This is a genomic window from Microbacterium sp. 70-16, assembly GCF_001898315.1.
Lineage (GTDB): Bacteria > Actinomycetota > Actinomycetes > Actinomycetales > Microbacteriaceae > Microbacterium.
In genome coordinates, this window is the sequence record NZ_MKTQ01000008.1 from 63,285 (window position 1) to 83,734 (window position 20,450).

Sequence of the window (20,450 nt, forward strand, 5' to 3'; positions counted from 1 at the left end):
CCACCCCTGAAGGACGACATGGACGTCGCGCTGTTGCTGAACCCGGCGGCACGCTCGGGCGCGCACACGGGCGTCGCGACGCGCGCCGCGGAACGCCTGCGCGCGGCGGGCATCCGCGTGACAACAGTGTCGGGCGGCAGCGCCGCAGAGTCGTCGCGTCTGCTGCGCACGGCGCTGACGCTCGGAGCGGATGCCGTCGTCGTCGCCGGCGGTGACGGCACGGTCTCGCTCGCCATCCAGGAGCTCGCCGGCACGGGCACCCCGCTCGGGATCGTGCCCGCCGGCACCGGCAACGACTTGGCGACCTCGCTCGGACTGCGCGACCTCGACGCCGGTGCGGCGGCGGACGCCGTCATCGCGGGCCGCACCCGGACGATCGACCTGGCCCGCGTGACCCGCGCCGACGGCACGACGACGCTGTACGGGACGGTGCTGGCGGCGGGGTTCGACTCGAAGGTCAACGACCGTGCGAACCGCATGCGATGGCCGCGCGGCGCGATGCGCTACAACATCGCGATCCTCGTGGAGTTCCTGCGGCTGCGTGGCATCCCGTTCGAGGTCGAGCTGACCCTGGCCGACGGAAGCACCACCCGCGTCGCGCGCGATCTGATCATGGCCACGGTGGGCAACGGCCGCACCTACGGCGGTGGCATCCCCATCTGCCCCGACGCCGATCTCGAAGACGGACTGCTCGATGTGACGCTCGTGCTGCCCGTCAGCAGAGCCAGACTGCTGCGACTGCTGCCGCGTGCATACCGTGGCACGCATACGTCGCTCGATGACGTGTCGACGTTCCGCGTGCGCTCAGCGCGCCTTACGGCCGCGGACGTCACGGCGTACGCTGACGGCGACCCGATCGGGGCGCTGCCGCTGCAGGTCGATGTCGTGCCGAGCGCGCTCGTGGTCTTCGCGCCGTAGGCTCGCCCTCAGTGGTGGGTGGCTTGCTCGCTGCGCAGACGCGCGAGCACCTGGTCACGCAGCTGCTCGGGGGCGGTCTCCTTGCAGGCACGGGCGATCACGGCCGTCAGGGTCGTCGCAACGAGGGCCTCATCCCGGCAGGCGGGGCAGTTCTCGAGGTGCTCGGTGATGTCCGAGTGCTCGGTCTTGCAGACCTCGTGGCGAAGGTACTCTTCCAGGTCCTTCCGGGCTTTGGTACAGCCGCAGTCGCTCATTTCTTGCTCCTTGAGGGGGCGGCAGCCGGCACCTTGATGCCGCGCTCCCGCGCGTAGTCGGCCAGCAGGTCACGCAGCATCCGCCTGCCGCGATGCAGACGGCTCATGACCGTGCCGATGGGGGTTTTCATGATGTCCGCGATCTCTTGATACGCGAAGCCTTCGACGTCGGCGAGGTACACCGCGAGGCGGAAGTCCTCGGGCAGCGACTGCAGGGCATCCTTGACGACGGATGCCGGCATGTGGTCGATCGCTTCGGCTTCGGCCGAGCGGGTGCTCGTCGCGGTCGTCGACTCGGCGCCGCCGAGCTGCCAGTCCTCGAGGTCGTCGATCGTGCCCTGGTAGGGCTCACGCTGCTTCTTGCGATACGTGTTGATGTACGTGTTGGTCAGAATCCGGTACAGCCACGCCTTGAGGTTCGTGCCCTGGGTGAAGGATGCCCACGAGGCGAACGCCTTCACGAAGGTCTCCTGCACGAGGTCGGCGGCATCGGCCGGGTTGCGGGTCATCCGCATCGCGGCGGCGTACAGCTGGTCCATGAACGGCAACGCCTGCTGCTCGAACTGGACGCGCGGATCCTGCGTGGTCTGCGGCTCTGCGGCCGCCTGCTCTTCCATCGCGGCCCAGTCTACTTCTGAGAGGTCCGCGGGAACGGGGGCGAGTGTCGCTGTCACCGGGGGATGCCTTCTTTTCTGCGCGTCGGACGGGTTCGTTAGGGTAGAACCCGATGACCACGTCCGGGTATTCCCTTCCGCAGTCCGCATCGTCGTCGCCGTGGCCGGCGCCCCGGCTCGAGACGCCCGTGCAGGCGACGGTCGTCGTGCCCGGATCGAAGTCGCTGACCAACCGCAAGCTCGTGCTCGCCGCCCTCTCCGATGCGCCGAGCACGCTGAGCGCTCCCCTGCACTCCGAGGATTCGGCGCGCATGGTCGACGCGCTGCGGGCGCTCGGTGCGACGATCGACGAGGTGCCCGGTGACGGCGCCTTCGGGCCCGACCTGCACGTGACGCCGCCGGCGGCGTTCCACGGCGATGTCACGATCGACTGCGGGCAGGCGGGCACCGTCATGCGGTTCATCGCGCCGCTCGCGGGCCTTGCGACCGGCGATGTGACGATCACGGCGCACGCCAGCGCCCTGCACCGCCCGATGGGCGAGATGATCAAGGCGCTGCGCGAGATCGGCGCCGACATCGACGACGGCGGGCACTGGGCGCTGCCGTTCACGGTGCGCGGGCGCGGGCACATCCGCGGCGGCGAGGTCACGATCGACGCGAGCGCATCGAGCCAGTTCGTGTCGGGACTGCTGCTGGCCGCTCCCCGCTTCGACGTGGGACTGCACCTGATCCACTCCGGAGAGCGCCTGCCGTCGATCCCGCACATCGACATGACGGTCGAGACGCTCGCGCGCCGGGGCATCCAGGTCGAACGCCCGAACGCCAACGAGTGGCTCGTCCCCGCCGGTGTGCCGCGCGGGCGCGACACCGCGATCGAGCCCGATCTGTCCAACGCCGCACCGTTCCTGGCCGCGGCGCTGTTGACCGGCGGGTCGGTCACGATCCCCGGCTGGCCGCCCACTTCGACACAGCCCGGGGCGCTACTGCCCGAGATTCTGGCGTTGCTGGGTGCGCGCACGGGCCGCCGCGGCGGCGCGCTCACCGTCACAGGCACGGGCCGCGTCGCCGGCGTCGACCTCGACCTCACGGCGGCGAGCGAGCTCACGCCCACCCTGTTCGCACTCGCGGCCTTCGCCGACGCGCCCACGACGCTGCACGGCATCGGTCACATCCGTGGGCACGAGACCAACCGGATCGACGCGCTCGTCACCAATCTGCAGCGCCTCGGCGGAACGGCCGAAGAGCTACCCGATGGCATCCGGATCACGCCCGTGCCCCTGCACGGGGGCCTCTGGCGCGCGCACCACGACCACCGCATCGCGACGGCTGGGGCCCTCATCGGTCTGCGCGTGCCCGGTGTCGAGGTCGATGACATCGGCACGACGGCAAAGACGATGCCCGAGTTCCCGCAGTTGTGGCACGACATGATCGTCGCCGACGGAGTGGGCACCCCGTGAGCCTGGTCTGACATGAGCTGGCTGGACGACCTCGACGACGACGAGCCTGAGTTCGACGAGTCGGACGTGCGTGTGCGGCCGAACCCGAAGGCCAACCGCCCGCGCACCAAGCGTCGCCCCGCCCACGCCGACGCGCGCATCGCACGAGTCCTGGGCGTCGACCGCGGTCGCTACACCGTGCTGATCGACGAAGACGGCCCCGACGAGCACACGGCGCTCGCGACGCGTGCGCGCGAGCTGCGCAAGCAGCCGATCGTCACGGGCGACCGCGCCCGCGTCGTCGGCGATGCAACCGGAGACGAGGGAACGCTCGCGCGCATCGTCGGCATCGAGGAGCGCACGTCACTGCTGCGCCGCAGCGCCGACGACACCGACCAGGTCGAGCGCATCATCGTCGCCAACGCCGACCAGATGCTCATCGTCGTCGCAGCCGCCGACCCCGAGCCGCGCCCGCGGCTGGTCGACCGCTACCTGATCGCGGCGCTGGATGCCGGCATCCACCCCCTTCTCGTCGTGACGAAGACCGACCTCGCCGACCCGACCGACTTCCTCGCCCATTTCGAGGGTGTCGACGACCTGCGCGTGTTCCGCAGCGGGTCGGGCGACATGCCGGTCGACGAGATCGGCGCGCACCTCGTCGGCCACTCCACCGTCTTCGTCGGGCACTCCGGCGTCGGCAAATCGACGCTCGTCAACGCGCTCGTGCCGACCGCGGGCCGCGCCACGGGACATGTCAACGAGGTCACCGGCCGCGGCCGGCACACGTCGAGCTCGACGGTGTCGCTGCGCTACCTCGGTGCGAGCGGCCGAGGCTGGGTCATCGACACACCAGGCGTGCGCTCGTTCGGCCTCGGGCACGTCGACCCGGCCAACATCCTGAAGGCCTTCAGCGACTTGGCGGCTGTTGCGGAAGACTGCCCGCGCGGGTGCACGCATCTGCCGGATGCCCCGGACTGCGCCATCATCGAAGCCGTGGCCGAAGGCCGCCTCGGCGAGCGCGGCGCGGCGCGCCTCGACTCGCTGCAGCGCCTGCTCGAGACCTTCTCCTGAGGGCCGACGCTCGGGAGCTCGGCCCTTGAGACCCGTCAGCCCTTGAGGCCCGCGAAGTCGCTCTCGCGGAACTCCGTATCGATGCGGGTGCCCGCCCGTTCGACTTCGCGCTCGCGCAACTCGACCCGACGGATCTTCCCCGAGATCGTCTTGGGCAGCTCGAAGAACTCGACGCGGCGCACCCGCATGTACGGCGGCATATGCTCTCGCGCGTGCGCGAGGATCGAGCGCGCCGTCTCGGCATCCGGCGTCGCACTGGATGCCAGGTGCACGTAGGCCTTCACGACGTTCAGGCGCACCTCGTCAGGCGCGCCCACGACGCCGGCCTCGGCGACGGCGGGATGCGTCAGCAGGATCGACTCGACCTCGAACGGCGAGACCTTGAAATCGCTCGCCTTGAAGACATCGTCGGTGCGGCCGACGAACGTGAGGAACCCCTCGGCGTCACGGACGGCGACGTCGCTCGTGTGGAAGTAGCCGTCATGCTCGACCTTCGCCGTGCGCTCGGGCTCGCCGAGATACCCCGGCATCAGGTTGAGGGGGCGCACCGGCACCGTCGGCAGGCAGATCTCGCCTTCGTCGGAGACCTCACCGGTCACCGGGTCGAGCAGCACGACGTCGTTGCCCGGCAGGGCATGTCCCATCGCGCCCGGCTTGAGACGGATGCCCGGCGGGTTGCCGATGACGGCGGTGAGCTCAGTCTGTCCGTACCCGTCGCGGATCTGGATGTCCCACCAGCGCTCGATCGTCGCGATCACCTCGGGGTTCAGCGGCTCGCCCGCCGACAGCAGCTCGCGCAGCCCGTGCGGGCGGGTGTCGAGGTCGGCCTGGATGAGCATGCGCCACACCGTCGGCGGAGCACAGAACGTGTTCACGCCGGCGCGGTCGAGCTGGTCGACGAGCGCGACGGGATCGAACCGGCGGTAGTTGTAGACGAAGATCGTCGCCTCGGCGATCCACGGCGCGAAGAACAGGCTCCACGCGTGCTTGCCCCAGCCGGGCGCACTGATTGTCATGTGCACATCGCCCGGGCGCACGCCGATCCAGTACATCGTCGACAGGTGGCCGACCGGGTAGGAGATGTGCGTGTGCTCGACCATCTTCGGCCGTGAGGTCGTGCCGCTCGTGAAGTAGACGATCGCGGCGTCGGTCGAGTCGACGACGATGCCGGGTGCCTCCTCGCTCGCTGCGAGCGAGTCGTCGAATGCGTGCCAGCCCGGCCGCGTGCCGCCGACGACGATGCGGATCAGCTCGCCCGCGACGCCGTCGAGCTTCACGGCATCCGCCGGGTCGGCGATCACGGCGCGCACGCCGGCCCGCTCGATGCGCTCGGCGAGGTCGTCGACGCCGAGCACGACCGACGTCGGCAGGATGACGGCGCCGATCTTCATGATCGCGAGCATCGCCTCCCACAGTTCGACGCGGTTGTCGATCATGAGCATGATGCCGTCGCCGCGGCGCACGCCGCGCGCGGTCAACCAGTTCGCGACCTGGTTCGACCGGCGGCGCATCTGGTCGTATGTGATGGCCGTCTCGGCGCCGTCCTCCTCAACGACACGCAGCGCGAGGCGCTCGTTGCCTGTCGCGATGGCGTCGAACCAGTCGACGGCCCAGTTGAAGTGGTCGCCCACGTCAGGCCACGCGAACGCGGCACGGGCCGCCGCGAGATCGTGCGAGTGGGTCAGAAGCAGGTCGCGGGCCGCGCGGAACGCGTCGCCGGCGGAAGTGGAAGCCATGGTGTCTCGATCTGCGCACCGTCCGCGGCACGCTGGCTCAGTCTACGACCGCCGCGCCGCCTCGCCGCCTGCCTCCGCCGCCTAGGCTGGATGCCATGACGCTGCCCGAGACCGGATCAATTGCGCCCGACTTCACCCTCGTCGACCAGGACGAGAAGCCGGTCACGCTGAGCGACCTGCGCGGCGGCGGCGTGATCCTGTTCTTCTATCCGGCGGCGATGACTCCGGGGTGCACGAAAGAGGCGTGCGACTTCCGCGACAGCCTCGCTCCCCTGCAGGCGGCCGGGTACACCGTGCTGGGGATCTCGCGCGACCTGCCCGCGAAGCTGCGCGAGTTCCGCGAGCGCGACGGGCTGACCTACGCCCTGCTGAGCGATCCCGACCACGTCGTGCACGCCACCTACGGCGCGTGGGGCGCGAAGATGAACTACGGCAAGCTCATCGAGGGTGTCATCCGCTCGACGTTCGTGATCGATGCCGACGGGCAGGTCACCCACGCGCTGCGCAACGTGCGCGCGACCGGGCACGTCGCGCGGCTACGCAAGCTGCTCGGGCTCGGCTGAGACCGGCATTCCGGCAGCCTGCCCGGTTCCGCCGATCAGCCCTCCGGCGACTCCTGCTTGCGCCGCACGCCCGCGCGGCGGGCGGCGCTGAACAGCGCCACGAGCCCGAGCACGGCCGGCGCCGCCACGACGAGCGCGAACCCGGGCGCGGGCGCGGGCCCGGTGACCGCGCCGAGCGCGACGGCGAGCATGAGCAACTGCGTCACGATGCCGCCCGAGCGCCCCCACGACTGCCCGCGCGAGACCGCGACAGCGAACGCGACCACCGCGGCGGCACCGATCACCGTCAGCACGATCAGCGCGATCGAACTGGTCGGGTCATCCGTGTCACCACCGACGAGCGCGACGACCTCCCACCCCGCGACACACAGCAGGGCAAGCCCCTCCAGCGCCAGCAGAGCCGTGGCCAGTCGCTCGGGAACGGTGATCGACATGGGCGGGAATCTCCTCGAATACGGCCGGGACAGGCGCTGCGGATGCCACGAGATCACCCGGTCATGCGGCGGATCCACAGCATCCCCGCGTGAAATTGCCGAGTTCACCCTTGATTCATCTGAATCTGCATGGGACCATGGATAAAGCAATGTGCTCCCACAGCGAAGTGGGGCGAGCTTATGCCCGCGCACCCACCAGGGTATCGGACGCCCGAGTCCGCACCCACCCACTTCTCAATCCCGCATCAAGGAGCACCCCTATGGATTGGCGTGACAAGTCCGCCTGCCTGACCGTCGACCCCGAGCTGTTCTTCCCCGTGGGGAACACCGGGCCCGCCGTGGAACAGATCGAAAAGGCCAAGGCCGTGTGCGCACGCTGCACGGTCACCGAGGTCTGCCTGCAGTACGCCCTTGAGACCGGTCAGGACTCGGGCGTATGGGGTGGCCTCTCTGAAGACGAGCGTCGCGCCCTCAAGCGTCGCGCCGCGCGCGCACGCCGCGCCAGCTGACGCGCGTCGCCGACTAACCGCGCACTTCGCCGCGGTCCAGGTAGCGCATCGGGATCTCGATCGTCACTTCGGTGCCCGAGCCCACAAGGGTGTGCCAGTCGATCGTCCCGCTGAGCTCGCCCTGGATCAGGGTGCGCACGATCTGCGTGCCCAGGCCCCGACCGACCTGCCCCTCAGGCAGTCCGACGCCGGTATCGCGCACCTTGACGCCGAGCTGGTCCTCGGTGCGCTCGGCGATGATCTCGACCTCGCCCTCCTGATCGGCCAGCCCGTGCTCGACGGCGTTGGTGACGAGCTCGGTCAGGGCGAGCGCGAGTGGCGTCGCGTACTCGCTCGGCAGCGTGCCGAACGTGCCCGTCTTCGACGTGCGCGCCCGCGTGTTGGGTGAGGCCGCGACCTCTGCGACGAGCTTGAGCACGCGGGCGAACACCTCGTCGAAGTCGACGTTCTGCGCGAGCCCCTCAGAGAGCGTGTCGTGCACGACGGCGATCGCCGACACGCGCCGCATCGCCTGGATGAGCGCGTCGCGCGCTTCGTCCGAGCGCGTGCGCCGCGACTGGATGCGCAGCAGCGACGCGACCGTCTGCAGGTTGTTCTTCACGCGGTGGTGGATCTCACGGATCGTGGCATCCTTCGTGATGAGCTCTTGCTCCTGATGCCGGATCTCGGTCACATCGCGGCACAGCACGATCGCGCCGATGCGGTGACCGTGGTCTTTGAGCGGAATCGTGCGCAGCGACACCGTCACCCCGCGTGCCTCGATGTCGGTGCGCCAGGGGGCGCGGCCGGCCATCACGATCGGCAGCGACTCGTCGAACTGGCGCCCCTTGGGCAGGATGCCCGTCGACACCTCCAGCAGCGACTCGCCCTCGAGCTCGTCTTCGAAGCCGAGACGGTTGAACGCCGACAGCGCGTTGGGGCTTGCGAAGGTCGTGACACCGTCGACGTCGATGCGGATGAGCCCGTCGGATGCCCGGGGCGCGCCGCGCCGGGGCGAGGTCGGCGCCGCCAGATCGGGGAAGTCTGCCGAGGCGATCATGCCGAAGACGTCGTCGGCGCAGTCGTTGAACGTGATCTGCTGGCGCGACGGCGTGCGCGCCTCACCGAGATTGGTGTGCCGGGTCAGAACGCCCACGACGGTCGCCGGTCGGTCAGCGGTGCCGTGCTCGCGCACGATCGGCACCGCCCGCACGCGCGTGGGGGTCTCCTCGAACCAGTCCGGTGACGCCGAATCGACGATCTCGGCGCGCGTGAAGGCATCCCGCACCTGCGTCCGCCACTGCGGACGCACCCGGTCGCCGACGATGTCGCGATAGAACAGCGTCGCCGCACCGCTCGGGCGCGTGTGCGCGACGGCGATGAACGAGTCATCGGCCGTCGGCACCCAGATCACGATGTCGGCGAAGGCCAGGTCGGCCAACAGCTGCCCGTCGCCGGCGAGGCGATGCAGCCACTCGACATCCGCCGCCGTAGAGCGGCCCTGGGCGTAGACGAGATCGCTGAGTGTCGACACTCCCCCAGCCTAGGGCGCCCGGCGCACGCGCGCGCTATGCCGTGCGCGCCCGACGCACGCCGGCGCGGCGCACACGCGCGGTCTCGCGCTGCGCGCTGCGTGCCGGCGCGGGCGGCTCGATCGCCTCGCCGACGAACCGGCGGATCGCCGCCGCCAGCGGCGACCGGCCCGCGACGTGCGCGACCGGCTGCGCGGCGAGGGTCGCGGCATCGGCCGCCTTGGCATCCCACGGCGCGAACCACATGTCGCGCGCACCGGCGTAGCGCTCGAGCGTGCGCCGCACCTGCCCACGCGCGTCGAGGCCGAGCGTCGAAGTGCGGGTCTTGTTGACGAGGATCCGCACCGGCGTCGCGCCGATCACGGCCCGCAAGTCGGGGTGCGCCCGCACGAACCGCGACACACCGACGGGGTCGGCGGCGACGACCGCGACGACGAGATCGGCGGATGCCAGTGCCGCCAGCGTCGCCGCATTGCGGCGCGGCCCCTCGAGATCGCTCACGATCTCTTCGTCGCGTTCGAGAGGCGCAGCGACGTCGACGACGATGTCATCGGCCCAATCACGGCAGCGCTCCAGCGCGCTCGCGACGCGCGCCTGCCCGAGCTCGGGCCAACGGCTCGGGCGGTTGATGCCGGTCAGCACGTCGACGGGACCCAGCCGCACCGCGATGCGCGTGAGCTCAGCGGTCGTCAGGGTGCCGCGCTCGGCCTGGCGGCACGCCGCCGCAAAGCCGGGCCCCTCGTCCGCGAGTCCCGTGGCCATCGCGAGCGAGGGCGCGTGCGCGTCGGCGTCGACGAGCGCGACCCGGCGTCCGTCACGCGCGAGCTCGCAGGCGAGCTCGATCGCCATCGTCGTGCGCCCGGGAGCGCCGGCGGCACCCCAGACCGCGATCACCCGCCCGCGCGTTGCGGGCGCGGCCGGGGCGTCGTTCCACGCGGGTGCGAGCAGCTCGTCCGCCGTCGCGTCGAGGCCGCAGGCGACGACGCCGAATGCCTCGGCGACGCGCCGCTGCGCGGCACCCTCGCACAGGGCGACGATGCGCACGCCGAACCGGTCGCAGGCCGAGACGAGCTGAGGCGTCAGCGCGCCCCGGTCACCGGTCGTCACGAGCACGTCGAGGCGCGTCAACTCGCCGCGCAGCTCGATGACCCCGGGGAGGTCGACCTCGGGAACGGCATCGATGACGGCGGATGCCGGTGCGTCGGCATCCACGACGAGACGGACGTCGGCACCCGCCGCGCGCAACTCGACTGCGAGATCGTCGCCGCGGGCGCCGCCCACCGCCACGACAACGCGCGTGCGGGCCGACACGCCGGTCACCGGGTGCCGCCCGCCGTCGGGACGATCGACAGACTCGCGCCGCCCGAGATCGCCGCGAGCGTGTCGGCGACGTCGGCCCGCTCGATGACGAGTTCGACGGCTGAACCTGCGGTGCCCATGATCGAGTCATCCTCCGCAACCGCGACGACCGTCGCGGCGGGCACGAGGATGCGCGGCGTGTCGAACACGCCGCGCTCGAGCTGCGGCGCGGCCCACACTTCGACGACCGAGCCAGATGCGACCGCCGCCGGAAGCTCGGTCGCGCTGTGCACGACGACCGTCGTGGTGCGCAGGCCCGCCGCGTCGCCGATCGCGTCGCGCGGCACAAGCTCACCCGCGGGGATCGTGCGGACGGCGACAGCTCCCGGCTCGAGCGTCGCGGGTGAGGCATACGCCTCTTCGATCTGGCCGAGGCTGACCTCGACGACGCGCAGATCCGCCGAGCCGACGGTCTCGCCCGGCACGATCGTGCGTGCGGCGGCGAAGACCGGCACGGTCTGCCGGGCCGCGGCGACGACGAGCCAGACGCCCGCGACGGATGCCACGATGAGCGCGACCCCGAGCAGAAACCGGATGTCGGTCCAGAAGGCGCGGGGCCGCGGGCGCGCGGCGGAGTGATCGGTCGTCATGCCAATATCGTGACGCGCGACGGCGGTCGCGTGCCGATGTTATCCACAGGCGAGAGTTCAGCGGCTTGCGCGAGGGATCGCAGACCATAATTGCCTCATGCCCGAAACCCCCGATTCGAGGGCTCGACTGTTCACGCCCGCGCAAGTCGCGGAGATGCTGCAGCTGCCCGTCGACGAAGTGATCGCGCTGGTGCTCGACGGGCAGCTGCGCGGCATGAAGGTCGGCTCCCCCGCGCGCTGGCGGATCGAGGCGGACAGCGTCGAGGGATACCTCGACGACCAGGCTGAGGAGGCTCGCCGCATGGCGCTGTGGCGCGAGTCGCAGGCCGCGAGCTTCCCCGAGCTGTGGGGCCGGGGCCCCGTGCGCGGCGCGGACTGAGACGCGGGGCGGGGCCGCGGGCAGCGCCGGGGCGGGGCCACGGGCAGCGCCGCGCCCGCTTCAGACCAGGTCGCCGCCTGCCGACAGGCGCACCGCCACGACGGCCGTGAACGGGACGAGCCGGTAGCCCGTCACGTTCTCGGCGCGCCGGGGTGCACCTGGATCGTGCAGGGCGAGATCGAGGTGATCCACGCCCGCCCGGTCGATCGTGCCGCTGAGCGTGCGGCCGCTGTGCAGCTGCACGCCGACCGCGAGACGCCGACGGACAAGATCGCGCACGATGAACCCGAAGCCCATGCGCTGCTCGATCGCGGGGCCGGCCTGCGCATCGCGGACGCTCGCGAGCACGGCGTCCGCCGTCGTCGCAATGCCGACGATGCCCCACAGCGGCACGACCACGATGCCGCCAGCGCCGTCCGCACCTTCCGCCGTGACCGCGAGCCAGTCGGCCCCGACGCGGGAGAGCCGACCGACGAGCGTCGTGTCGTCGGTCAGCTGCACACTGACCGGGCGCGGATCGCGCGCGAGCGCGACGAGCCGCTCGCGCAGGCTGACGCGTGAGAGCCGCAGCCGTTCGGCCTCGGTGTCCAGCGCGGCACGCTCGGCCTCCCATTCGGAGTCGAGTTGATCTTCGAGGTCTTCAAAGAACCGGTCCCAGCGCACGTCGCGAGGGTACGCGGCTGGCGGGATGCCACGCGAGAACTATCCACAGCCGGAGCGGCCGAACTATCCACAGGTGAGGGGATTCTCATCCCACGTGCTGCGGCGCTGTGTTGTACTCGGTCCCACGTCGCTGTACTCGGTCCCACGTCGCCCGGCTCCAGGAGGTCACCATGGCTCGCTCAGCATCCGAGGCTGCGCACCCCGCCGGGCGACCGGGTTCGGCGCTCGACGTCGCCGAGTACTTCGCCCCGCAGCCCACCCCCACGACCGACCTTCCCGCGCCCGAGCCTCTGCTCGTGAACCTCACGGTCGGCGTCCTCGAGGTGCTCGCGGGCGTCCGCGAGGCCGACCAGCTCGCGCGCTGGCTCGGCGAGGACGCCTTCCGCGCGCTCGTGACCCGCGCGAACCTCTCCGCTCGCGCACGCAACGCGCGGGGCGTCGCTCCCGCACGGCCGGCGTTCCGCATCCTCTCGACGCACTGCTCCTCCCCCGCCGACGGCGTCGTCGAGGGTGTCGTGATCACCGCGGGCGCGGCGCGCACGCGCGCCGTCGCCGTCCGCCTCGAGGGCTGGGACGGCCGCTGGCGCGCGACGTCGCTCAGCATCCTGTGAGCCGGGATGCCGCGCGGCATCCCGGCTCGGCTTACTGCCGGTACGAGGAAAGGAAGTTGCCGAGCCGTTCGATCGCCTCGGTGAGCACGCGGGCCTCGGGCAGCGTCACGATACGGAAGTGATCGGGCGTCGGCCAGTTGAAGCCCGTGCCCTGCACCAGCAGCACGTGCTCGGCGATGAGGAAGTCGTAGACGAACTTCGCGTCGTCGTGGATCTCGTACACCTCGGGATCGAGCCGGGGGAAGGCGTACAGTGCGCCGCGCGGCTTCGAGCACTGGACGCCCGGGATCGCCAGCAGGCCCTCGTACGCGGCATCCCGCTGCTCGTGCAGACGCCCGGTCGGCGCGATCAGCGCATCGATCGACTGCACGCCCGACAGCGCCGCCTGCACCGCGTGCTGCGCGGGGACGTTCGGACACAGGCGCGTCGAGGCCAGCAGCTGGATGCCCTCGAGGAACCCGCTCGCGTGCTTCTTCGGCCCCGTGATGACCATCCAGCCCGAGCGGTACCCTGCGACGCGGTACGTCTTGGACAGACCGTTGTAGGTGAGGCACAGCAGGTCGGGTGCAAGGGTCGCGAGCGGGATGTGCTGCGCGTCGTCGAACAGGATCCGGTCGTAGATCTCGTCCGACAGCAGCAGTAGCGAGTTCTCACGCGCGATCTGGACGATGCCCTCGAGCGTCTCGCGCGAGTACACGGCGCCGGTCGGGTTGTTCGGGTTGATGACGACGATCGCCTTCGTGCGCGGCGTGATCTTCTCGCGGATGTCGTCGAGGTCGGGCTGCCAGTCGTTGTCGTTGTCGCAGCGGTAATGCACCGGTGTGCCGCCGGACAGGCTCGTCATCGCCGTCCACAGCGGGTAGTCGGGTGACGGGATCAGGACTTCGTCGCCCTCGTCCAGCAGCGCCTGCATCGTCATCGTGATGAGCTCGGACACCCCGTTGCCCAGGTAGACGTCATCGGGATCGACGTGCGGGAAGCCGGGGGTCTGCTCGTAGCGGCTCACGACGGCGCGGCGAGCGGACATGATGCCGCGGCTGTCGCTGTAGCCGTGCGCGTGCGGGATCGCCTCGATCATGTCGCGCACGATCTGGTAGGGCGCCTCGAAGCCGAAGACGGCGGGGTTGCCGGTGTTCAGCTTCAGGATCCGGTGGCCGTCGGCCTCGAGGCGATCGGCCTCGACCAGGGCGGCACCACGGATCTCGTAGAGGACGTCTTTCAGCTTCGATGACTGGTCCAGGATGCGCGGGCTCATCGACTCAGGATATCCCCGCCGCCCAGGTGCCAATCGCCGCCCCGTGGCCCCCGCCTCATGGCGAGTGCGGGCGGCGGGGTTACTTCTTCTTGTCGGCGGCGCGACGCTGGGCGCGGTTCTGCGGGGCGGATGCCGGGGCATCCGTGCGCTGTCCGAAGGCGCCTCGCGGGGCATCCCCCTCGGCAGCAGGCGCGGCGGGTGCAGCCTGCGCAGCCGCGGCGGCCTGCGCCGCCTCACGCAGCTTCGAGGTCGCCGCCTGCTGCACCTGGCCGCGGTCGTTGCGCACCTCGACCTCGCCGGCCTCACCGGGCGCCGTGTACTGCAGCTTCTGCGCCTCGACCGGCGGAGCCTGCAGCCCCTTGGCCTCGACCTGACCGTCGCCGGCCTGACGCACCTCGACGTCCAGGTTGTAGAGGAAGCCGACCGACTCCTCCTTGATCTGGCCCATCATCGCCTGGAACATCTGGTAGCCCTCGCGCTGATACTCGATCAGCGGGTCACGCTGGGCCATCGCGCGCAGACCGATGCCGTCCTTGAGGTAGTCCATCTCGTACAGGTGATCGCGCCAGCGGCGGTCGAGCACCTGCAGCACGACGCGGCGCTCGAGCTCGCGCGTCGCGGCGGTGCCGAGGGTCTCCTCACGCTTCGTGTACGCGATCTTCGCGTCGGAGAGGATCTCGCGCTTGAGTCCGTCGGGCGTGACGCGGCCCTTGTTGCCGCTCTCGGCGACGACCTCGTCGATCGTGACGCCGACGGGGTAGAGCGTCTTCAGCTCGGTCCACAGCGCGTCGAAGTCCCAGCTCTCGTTGTGGCCGGCGCCGGTGTGGTCGTCGATGACGGCACCGATGGCATCCTCGATGAAGTGCTGCACGCGGTCGGAGAGGTCATCGCCCTCGAGCATGTGACGGCGGTCGGCGTAGATGGCCTCGCGCTGGCGGTTCAGGACGTCGTCGTACTTGAGCACGTTCTTGCGGATCTCGGCGTTGCGCGCCTCGACCTGCGACTGTGCGCTCTTGATGGCGCGCGAGACCATGCCCGACTCGATCGCGACGTCGTCGGGGAAGTTAGCGCGGGCGAGGATCGCCTCGGCCGCACCGGACTGGAACAGTCGCATGAGGTCGTCGGTCAGCGACAGGTAGAAGCGGCTCTCGCCGGGGTCACCCTGACGGCCCGAGCGACCGCGCAGCTGGTTGTCGATGCGCCGCGACTCGTGCCGCTCGGTGCCGAGCACGTAGAGACCGCCCGCCTCGACGACCTTCGTGGCCTCCTCGGCGACCGTGTCGCGCATCTGCGTGTACACGGCATCCCACTCCGCCTCGTACTCCTCCGGCGTCTCGACCGGGTCGAGGCCCTTCGCCTTCAGCTCCTGGACGGCGAGGAACTCGGCATTGCCGCCGAGCATGATGTCGGTGCCGCGGCCGGCCATGTTCGTCGCGACCGTGACGGCCCCCAGACGCCCGGCGCGGGCGACGATCTCGGCCTCGCGGGCGTGGTTCTTCGCGTTGAGGACCTCGTGCTTGATGCCCTTCTTCGCGAGCAGGCGGGACAGGTATTCGCTCTTCTCGACGCTCACGGTGCCCACGAGCACCGGCTGCCCGGTCTCGTGTCGGCGCGCGATGTCCTCCACGACCTGGGCGAACTTCGCCGGCTCGTTCTTGTAGACGAGGTCGGGCTGATCCTTGCGGATCATCGGCTTGTTCGTCGGGATCGGCACGACGCCGAGCTTGTAGGTCGACATGAACTCCGCCGCCTCGGTCTCGGCGGTGCCTGTCATGCCGGCGAGCTTGTCGTAGAGGCGGAAGTAGTTCTGCAGCGTGACGGTCGCGAGCGTCTGGTTCTCGGCCTTGACCGGCACGCCCTCCTTGGCCTCGATCGCCTGATGGATGCCTTCGTTGTAGCGTCGCCCGACGAGGATGCGGCCGGTGTGCTCGTCGACGATCATGACCTCGTCGTTCATGACGACGTAGTCGGTGTCGCGCTTGAACAGGGCCAGCGCCTTGATCGAGTTGTTCAGGAACGAGATGAGCGGCGTGTTCGCCGACTCGTACAGGTTGTCGATGCCGAGGTAGTCCTCGACCTTCTCGATGCCGGGCTCGAGGACGCCGATCGTGCGCTTCTTCTCGTCGACCTCGTAGTCCTCGCCCGCATCGAGCGTCTTCGCGATCTTCGCGAACTCGACGAACCAGCGGTTCGCCTCACCCGACGAGGGACCCGAGATGATGAGCGGCGTGCGCGCCTCGTCGATGAGGATCGAGTCGACCTCGTCGACGATCGCGAAGAAGTGACCGCGCTGGACGAGGTCCTCCTTGCGCCAGGCCATGTTGTCGCGCAGATAGTCGAACCCGAACTCGTTGTTCGTGCCGTATGTGATGTCGGCGTTGTACTGCTCACGGCGCACCTCGGGCGTCTGACCCGCGACGATCGTGCCTGTGGTCATGCCGAGCGCGCGGTACACGCGACCCATGAGCTCGGACTGGTACGAGGCGAGGAAGTCGTTGACCGTGATGACGTGCACGCCCTGCGCCGCGATCGCGTTGAGGTAGACCGCGAAGGTCGCCGTCAGGGTCTTGCCCTCACCGGTCTTCATCTCGGCGATGTTGCCGAGGTGCAGGGCCGCGCCGCCCATGATCTGCACGTCGTAGGGGCGCTGGCCGAGCGTGCGCTTGGCGGCCTCACGGACGGCGGCGAACGCCTCGGGCATGAGCTTGTCGAGCGACTCGCCGGCCTCGTAGCGGGCGCGCAGCTCGGCGGTCTCGCCGCGCAGCTCTTCGTCGGTGAGCTGCACGTAGTCCTCTTCGAGGGCATTGACTGCCTTCACGACCTGCTGCAGCCTGCGCAGAATCCGGCCTTCACCGGCGCGGAGCAGTTTCTCGAGAGGGTTTGCCACGGAGGATCTCCATACTTTCGGGTGCGGGTGGTGCGGAGACCACCCGTGGCGCGCACGGGTGGCGACACACCGTCCCTATGTTATGCGGTTGTGACCTTGAAGCGGGCTGTGTCCGTTTTGGCACGGCGCATTTCCACGGTCATCCGGACGCCTCGGCCGCACCGAGCGGGGTACCGTCGCGATCAGCGCGACCGGGCGGCCGCGCGGGAGAGGAAGTCATGGCCAGCATCGACCTGCATTCCAATCGTGAGGATGCCCTCGCACACGCGTCCACGGGCGGCTGCGCTTGCGGCGGGCACGACGAAGCTCTGCCGGAGCTCGATGTGCAGACCATCCCGCACGCGGTGCGACACGCGGCGATCTTCGGCGCCCTCGACGGGCTGCGCCCGGGCAGCGGCCTCGTGCTCTCGGCGACCCACGACCCCGTGCCGCTGCTGACCCAGCTCGAGGAGCGCCGGGCCGGCCTCTTCAGCGTCGAGTACCTCGAGCGCGGCCCCGAGCGCTGGCGGATCAAGCTCGTCCGCGCCGCGGGCTGACCGCTGCCCCGCGTTCGCGAGCGTTCGCGACGAGCGGAGCGTTCCGGGCATCCGCCCGGCTTACGCAGAGGGCCGCCGCTCTAGGATCGTCGTATGGCCGGATTCTGGGGCGCACGCAAGAAGGAACGCGAACAGCTCGCCGCGCAGGATGCCGAGTTGGGGCGCCGCGCCGATGCCGCGCTCGTCGCCGCCGACGAGCGCGTGCGCACGACGACCGACGAGCTGATGTTCGCCGAGCTCGAGCTCGGCACCGAGGCCACGCGCGACCTGCGGCAGGCCGTGACGGCCGTCCGCACGCACCTGGGTGAGGCGTTCCAGCTCAATCAGCTCAATCACGACGAGATTCCCGACACGCCCGAAGACGCGCGCACGCGCAACGCGCGCATCATCCAGTTGTGCGATTGGGCGCAGGATCTGCTCGACGACCGGTTGCAGGCGCTCGCGGCGCCCGTCGAGCGCGCGCGGCGCGCGCCGGAGATCATCGCGGGCATCCGCGCTTCGGTCGAGCGCGACGAGGCCCGCGTGCCCCGCGTCGAAGCGGTGCTGGAGCGCCTGTCGACACGCTACTCGCCCGAGGCGATGCGCAAGATCCTCGGCAACACCCGTGAAGCGACGCAGCTGCTCGAGTTCGCGACGCACGGTGCCGACGTGTCGGCGCAGCGCCGCGAGTCCGGCCAGCGCGAGCAGGCGAACCTGGCGCTGGAGACCGCGATCGAGGCGGGACGCCGCGCAACGGCGCTGCTGGATGCCGTCGACACATTCGAGATCGAGGCGCTGCGCGCCGAGTCGACGCTCGACGCGATCATCGACGACTCACGCGAAGACCTCGCCGCGGCGCGCGATCTGCGCGCGGTTCCCGCCGTCGCCTCCGCGATGACCGAGCTCGAGCGGGAGCTGTCGGCGCTCACGCCCGCCGACCAGAAGCCCGACCCGTTCGCCGAGCTCACGCGCCTGCGCGCGGCGAATGCGGCGCTGGATGCCGCGGTCGCCGCCGCCCGGCACCGTGCCGCGCACCCTGCTCCTCCCGAGGCGCACGTGCGTCACGCGATCGACGACGCCGACCGACAGCTCGGCGTCGCGCGCAGCGTCATCTCGGGTCACCGCGGCTGGATCGGCGCCGACGCGCGCACGCGTCTGGCCGAGGCGGAGCGGCTGCGGCTCGACCTTGCGGCACTCGCGGCAGTGCCGATCGCGGAAGACGACCGCGAGAAGGCCCTCGCCGACGCCCGACGCTGCGGACAGCTCGCCTCGGAGGCGCTGCAGCTCGCGCAGCGCGACATCGACTCCTCCCGCCCGAACGACGGCGGGTGGGGCGGCCCGGGAGCGGGCGGAGGCGGCCGCCGCGGCGGCGGGAACGATGTCGTCAGTGGCATCCTCGGCGGTCTCGTCATCGGCAGCATCCTCGACGGCATCTTCGACTAGCGCCGCCTCCCCCCACCGGTCGTTGAGCGAAGCCGCCGCAGGCGGCGCAGACGAAACGCCGCCACCTCGACGAGGGACGTTTCGTCTCGCTGCGCTCGCGGGGCGACCGGGTAGCGGGATGCGCTCGCGGGGTGACCGGAGGGTGCGCGGCCGCGGGGCGACCCGCCGCACGCGGCCGCGGGAACGCAAGAGGGGGGATGCCGCGGCATCCCCCCTCTGTTCCTCAGCGTGTCAGGACGCCAGCTCCTCCGCTGCGGGCGGCGCGCTCGCCGTCAGCGAGATCACGCCGTAGTCCCAGCCCTTGCGGCGGTAGACGACGCTCGGGTGATCGGTGCGCGCGTCGATGAACAGGAAGAAGTCGTGGCCGACCAGCTCCATGCGGTCGACGGCGTCTTCGACGGTCATCCACTCCGCGTCGAAGTTCTTCGTGCGGATGACGACGGGCGTGTACTCCTCTTCCGCGTCGTCCCCGATCACGGGGACTTCACCCGTGGCGACGGCGCGCAGCGTGTCGACCGACGCCGGCTGCACATCGATGCCCTGCAGCGCACCGCTGCCCTTGTCGAGCTTCGCGCCGCGCGGGTGGTTGCGCGCGTCGACCCGCTTGTCCTTCGCGCGGCGCAGCTGCTCGGCGAGCTTGTCGACCGCCAGGTCGAGCGCCACGAACTTGTCACCGTCGGTCGCTTCTGCGCGAACGACGGGCCCCTTTCCGGTGATGGTGAGCTCGACCGTCTCATCTTCGCGACCACCGTTGTGGTACGTGCGGTGTGTGACTTTCACATCGAGACGCTGCGCCCGCGGGGCGAGGGTCTCGATGCGCAGGGACTTGTCATCCACGACGGTGCGGAACCGATCGGAAACACTCACGCCGACCCCGACAATGCTGGTATCCATCCCTGACCTCCTTGTTCCGGGTTCGCCCGGTCAAGGGAGAACCCTGAGTTCGCCTTGTCACCCCCACGCTATCTGGGCGTACGACGCGTGTCACGCTCCATTTGCCGTGTATTTCATTGCGGGTGCTGAGCAGTCGCCCCAGAGCGACGCGGGGTGGATGCCACGGTCGCCGCACCGACCACCCGCGCGCCCGCCGATTCGCATGCCCGCACCGCTTCGCGCAGGGTCGCACCGGTCGTGACGACGTCATCGACGACGAGCACACGGCGCCCGGAGAGCGCCGTAGAGCGGGCCCGCATGCTGCCCTGCACGTTGCGCTCACGCTCGTCGATTCCGAGGTGGCGCTGGTCGCCGGCACGACCGGTGGCCTGCAGCAGGCGCTGGGGATGCAGGCCACCGCGGGCGGCGAGGAGCTCGACCACGCGGTACCCGCGCCGGCGCATCGCGGACGGCGAGGTCGGCACCGGCACGACGACGACCGGGCCGGGCTCGGCGCCCTGCAGTGCCGCCGCCGCGGCGGCCGCGAGCGCCGGTGCCAGCGCCCGCACGAGCGACGTGCGACCCTCCTCTTTGCAGGCCCGCAGCGCGCGGGCGGTGACGCCGGAGAACTCGAGCCCGGCCCAGACGGCGAGGCCGCCGACCGACCTGCTCACGACCGTGGGCTGCAACTGCCGCCGACAGTCGGTGCACAGCGTCGCGTCGGGCGCATCGCACCCCACGCACCAGACCGGGAACACGACGCTGAGCGCGCCGGCGAGCGCCTCACGGACGGGGGTTCGTGCGTGCGGGGCATCCATCGCCCCACGAT

General features: G+C 70.6%; 21 protein-coding genes. 9 read left to right on the forward strand and 12 right to left on the reverse strand.

What is annotated here, in order from left to right; all coding sequences use genetic code 11:
• Window positions 1-18 precede the first annotated feature (18 nt).
• Complete coding sequence (locus tag BGO46_RS00830; protein WP_292674650.1) at window positions 19-918, forward strand: diacylglycerol kinase; 900 nt, start codon at window positions 19-21, stop codon at window positions 916-918.
• An 8-nt stretch (window positions 919-926) separates the two neighbouring features.
• Here the strand turns inward: BGO46_RS00830 and BGO46_RS00835 are convergent, their stop codons facing one another.
• On the reverse strand, window positions 927-1,172 hold the full coding sequence (locus BGO46_RS00835; RefSeq protein ID WP_292674647.1) for a zf-HC2 domain-containing protein: 246 nt from the start codon (window positions 1,170-1,172) through the stop codon (window positions 927-929).
• Window positions 1,169-1,789: a sigma-70 family RNA polymerase sigma factor gene (locus BGO46_RS00840; protein ID WP_292674644.1), complete on the reverse strand. Its 621-nt coding sequence runs from the start codon at window positions 1,787-1,789 to the stop codon at window positions 1,169-1,171. The genes BGO46_RS00835 and BGO46_RS00840 overlap by 4 nt, the downstream gene beginning before the upstream one ends.
• 110 nt (window positions 1,790-1,899) lie before the next feature.
• On the opposite strand from BGO46_RS00840, the gene aroA reads away from it, so the two are divergent.
• Both aroA and rsgA read left to right on the forward strand, forming a co-directional pair.
• Complete coding sequence (gene aroA / locus BGO46_RS00845; protein ID WP_292674641.1) at window positions 1,900-3,243, forward strand: 3-phosphoshikimate 1-carboxyvinyltransferase; 1,344 nt, start codon at window positions 1,900-1,902, stop codon at window positions 3,241-3,243.
• A 12-nt stretch (window positions 3,244-3,255) separates the two neighbouring features.
• The gene (gene rsgA / locus BGO46_RS00850) at window positions 3,256-4,293 is read left to right on the forward strand and encodes a ribosome small subunit-dependent GTPase A (RefSeq protein WP_292674639.1); all 1,038 of its coding nucleotides are present in this window, start codon (window positions 3,256-3,258) and stop codon (window positions 4,291-4,293) included.
• A 35-nt stretch (window positions 4,294-4,328) separates the two neighbouring features.
• On the opposite strand, the gene BGO46_RS00855 is transcribed toward rsgA, so the two are convergent.
• Entirely contained in the window at window positions 4,329-6,029 is a 1,701-nt protein-coding gene (locus tag BGO46_RS00855) for an AMP-binding protein (protein WP_292674635.1), read from the reverse strand.
• Window positions 6,030-6,124: 95 nt separating this feature from the next.
• On the opposite strand from BGO46_RS00855, the gene bcp reads away from it, so the two are divergent.
• Window positions 6,125-6,592: a thioredoxin-dependent thiol peroxidase gene (gene bcp / locus BGO46_RS00860; RefSeq protein WP_292674632.1), complete on the forward strand. Its 468-nt coding sequence runs from the start codon at window positions 6,125-6,127 to the stop codon at window positions 6,590-6,592.
• Window positions 6,593-6,627: 35 nt separating this feature from the next.
• Here bcp and BGO46_RS00865 read toward each other — a convergent pair whose 3' ends face one another.
• The gene (locus tag BGO46_RS00865; protein ID WP_292674629.1) at window positions 6,628-7,026 is read right to left on the reverse strand and encodes a histidine kinase; all 399 of its coding nucleotides are present in this window, start codon (window positions 7,024-7,026) and stop codon (window positions 6,628-6,630) included.
• Window positions 7,027-7,286: 260 nt separating this feature from the next.
• On the opposite strand from BGO46_RS00865, the gene BGO46_RS00870 reads away from it, so the two are divergent.
• Window positions 7,287-7,535: a WhiB family transcriptional regulator gene (locus BGO46_RS00870; RefSeq protein ID WP_196324119.1), complete on the forward strand. Its 249-nt coding sequence runs from the start codon at window positions 7,287-7,289 to the stop codon at window positions 7,533-7,535.
• A 13-nt stretch (window positions 7,536-7,548) separates the two neighbouring features.
• Here the strand turns inward: BGO46_RS00870 and BGO46_RS00875 are convergent, their stop codons facing one another.
• From BGO46_RS00875 to BGO46_RS00885, 3 genes are read right to left on the reverse strand one after another with little or no spacing between them, the layout of a single operon-like run.
• Entirely contained in the window at window positions 7,549-9,048 is a 1,500-nt protein-coding gene (locus BGO46_RS00875) for a PAS domain-containing sensor histidine kinase (protein WP_292674626.1), read from the reverse strand.
• A 34-nt stretch (window positions 9,049-9,082) separates the two neighbouring features.
• Entirely contained in the window at window positions 9,083-10,366 is a 1,284-nt protein-coding gene (locus BGO46_RS00880) for a P-loop NTPase (protein WP_292674623.1), read from the reverse strand.
• The gene (locus BGO46_RS00885) at window positions 10,363-10,995 is read right to left on the reverse strand and encodes an SAF domain-containing protein (RefSeq protein WP_292674620.1); all 633 of its coding nucleotides are present in this window, start codon (window positions 10,993-10,995) and stop codon (window positions 10,363-10,365) included. Before BGO46_RS00885 ends, BGO46_RS00880 begins: the two co-directional genes overlap by 4 nt.
• Window positions 10,996-11,092: 97 nt before the next feature.
• Here BGO46_RS00885 and BGO46_RS00890 point away from each other — a divergent pair, with 97 nt between their 5' ends.
• Window positions 11,093-11,374: a helix-turn-helix domain-containing protein gene (locus BGO46_RS00890; protein ID WP_292674617.1), complete on the forward strand. Its 282-nt coding sequence runs from the start codon at window positions 11,093-11,095 to the stop codon at window positions 11,372-11,374.
• Between the two features lie 60 nt (window positions 11,375-11,434).
• On the opposite strand, the gene BGO46_RS00895 is transcribed toward BGO46_RS00890, so the two are convergent.
• Window positions 11,435-12,037, reverse strand: coding sequence for a hypothetical protein (locus BGO46_RS00895; RefSeq protein ID WP_292674614.1), 603 nt, complete (start codon window positions 12,035-12,037; stop codon window positions 11,435-11,437).
• 170 nt (window positions 12,038-12,207) lie between these two features.
• On the opposite strand from BGO46_RS00895, the gene BGO46_RS00900 reads away from it, so the two are divergent.
• Window positions 12,208-12,648, forward strand: coding sequence for an Rv3235 family protein (locus BGO46_RS00900; protein WP_292674611.1), 441 nt, complete (start codon window positions 12,208-12,210; stop codon window positions 12,646-12,648).
• 31 nt (window positions 12,649-12,679) lie between these two features.
• Here the strand turns inward: BGO46_RS00900 and BGO46_RS00905 are convergent, their stop codons facing one another.
• Both BGO46_RS00905 and secA read right to left on the reverse strand, forming a co-directional pair.
• Window positions 12,680-13,903, reverse strand: a complete 1,224-nt coding sequence (locus BGO46_RS00905) for a pyridoxal phosphate-dependent aminotransferase (protein ID WP_292674608.1) — start codon at window positions 13,901-13,903, stop codon at window positions 12,680-12,682.
• Between the two features lie 79 nt (window positions 13,904-13,982).
• Window positions 13,983-16,790 (reverse strand): preprotein translocase subunit SecA, encoded by a 2,808-nt coding sequence (secA, locus tag BGO46_RS00910; protein ID WP_292674606.1) that lies wholly within the window; start codon window positions 16,788-16,790, stop codon window positions 13,983-13,985.
• Window positions 16,791-17,008: 218 nt separating this feature from the next.
• Here secA and BGO46_RS00915 point away from each other — a divergent pair, with 218 nt between their 5' ends.
• Window positions 17,009-17,326, forward strand: coding sequence for a DUF2249 domain-containing protein (locus BGO46_RS00915; protein WP_292674604.1), 318 nt, complete (start codon window positions 17,009-17,011; stop codon window positions 17,324-17,326).
• A 93-nt stretch (window positions 17,327-17,419) separates the two neighbouring features.
• Window positions 17,420-18,748 (forward strand): hypothetical protein, encoded by a 1,329-nt coding sequence (locus BGO46_RS00920; protein ID WP_292674601.1) that lies wholly within the window; start codon window positions 17,420-17,422, stop codon window positions 18,746-18,748.
• 231 nt (window positions 18,749-18,979) lie between these two features.
• Here BGO46_RS00920 and raiA read toward each other — a convergent pair whose 3' ends face one another.
• The gene (gene raiA / locus BGO46_RS00925; protein WP_292674598.1) at window positions 18,980-19,642 is read right to left on the reverse strand and encodes a ribosome-associated translation inhibitor RaiA; all 663 of its coding nucleotides are present in this window, start codon (window positions 19,640-19,642) and stop codon (window positions 18,980-18,982) included.
• A 113-nt stretch (window positions 19,643-19,755) separates the two neighbouring features.
• Window positions 19,756-20,439: a phosphoribosyltransferase family protein gene (locus BGO46_RS00930; protein ID WP_292674596.1), complete on the reverse strand. Its 684-nt coding sequence runs from the start codon at window positions 20,437-20,439 to the stop codon at window positions 19,756-19,758.
• Window positions 20,440-20,450: the final 11 nt, after the last annotated feature.

Bases quoted from the DNA above. Each gene is read 5' to 3' on its own strand.
- BGO46_RS00830 (WP_292674650.1), top strand. From the start codon at position 19: ATGGACGTCGCGCTGTTGCTGAACCCGGCGGCACGCTCGGGCGCGCAC.
- BGO46_RS00835 (WP_292674647.1), bottom strand. From the start codon at position 1,172: ATGAGCGACTGCGGCTGTACCAAAGCCCGGAAGGACCTGGAAGAGTAC.
- BGO46_RS00840 (WP_292674644.1), bottom strand. From the start codon at position 1,789: ATGGAAGAGCAGGCGGCCGCAGAGCCGCAGACCACGCAGGATCCGCGC.
- aroA (WP_292674641.1), top strand. From the start codon at position 1,900: ATGACCACGTCCGGGTATTCCCTTCCGCAGTCCGCATCGTCGTCGCCG.
- rsgA (WP_292674639.1), top strand. From the start codon at position 3,256: ATGAGCTGGCTGGACGACCTCGACGACGACGAGCCTGAGTTCGACGAG.
- BGO46_RS00855 (WP_292674635.1), bottom strand. From the start codon at position 6,029: ATGGCTTCCACTTCCGCCGGCGACGCGTTCCGCGCGGCCCGCGACCTG.
- bcp (WP_292674632.1), top strand. From the start codon at position 6,125: ATGACGCTGCCCGAGACCGGATCAATTGCGCCCGACTTCACCCTCGTC.
- BGO46_RS00865 (WP_292674629.1), bottom strand. From the start codon at position 7,026: ATGTCGATCACCGTTCCCGAGCGACTGGCCACGGCTCTGCTGGCGCTG.
- BGO46_RS00870 (WP_196324119.1), top strand. From the start codon at position 7,287: ATGGATTGGCGTGACAAGTCCGCCTGCCTGACCGTCGACCCCGAGCTG.
- BGO46_RS00885 (WP_292674620.1), bottom strand. From the start codon at position 10,995: ATGACGACCGATCACTCCGCCGCGCGCCCGCGGCCCCGCGCCTTCTGG.
- BGO46_RS00890 (WP_292674617.1), top strand. From the start codon at position 11,093: ATGCCCGAAACCCCCGATTCGAGGGCTCGACTGTTCACGCCCGCGCAA.
- BGO46_RS00900 (WP_292674611.1), top strand. From the start codon at position 12,208: ATGGCTCGCTCAGCATCCGAGGCTGCGCACCCCGCCGGGCGACCGGGT.
- BGO46_RS00905 (WP_292674608.1), bottom strand. From the start codon at position 13,903: ATGAGCCCGCGCATCCTGGACCAGTCATCGAAGCTGAAAGACGTCCTC.
- BGO46_RS00915 (WP_292674604.1), top strand. From the start codon at position 17,009: ATGGCCAGCATCGACCTGCATTCCAATCGTGAGGATGCCCTCGCACAC.
- BGO46_RS00920 (WP_292674601.1), top strand. From the start codon at position 17,420: ATGGCCGGATTCTGGGGCGCACGCAAGAAGGAACGCGAACAGCTCGCC.
- raiA (WP_292674598.1), bottom strand. From the start codon at position 19,642: ATGGATACCAGCATTGTCGGGGTCGGCGTGAGTGTTTCCGATCGGTTC.
- BGO46_RS00930 (WP_292674596.1), bottom strand. From the start codon at position 20,439: ATGGATGCCCCGCACGCACGAACCCCCGTCCGTGAGGCGCTCGCCGGC.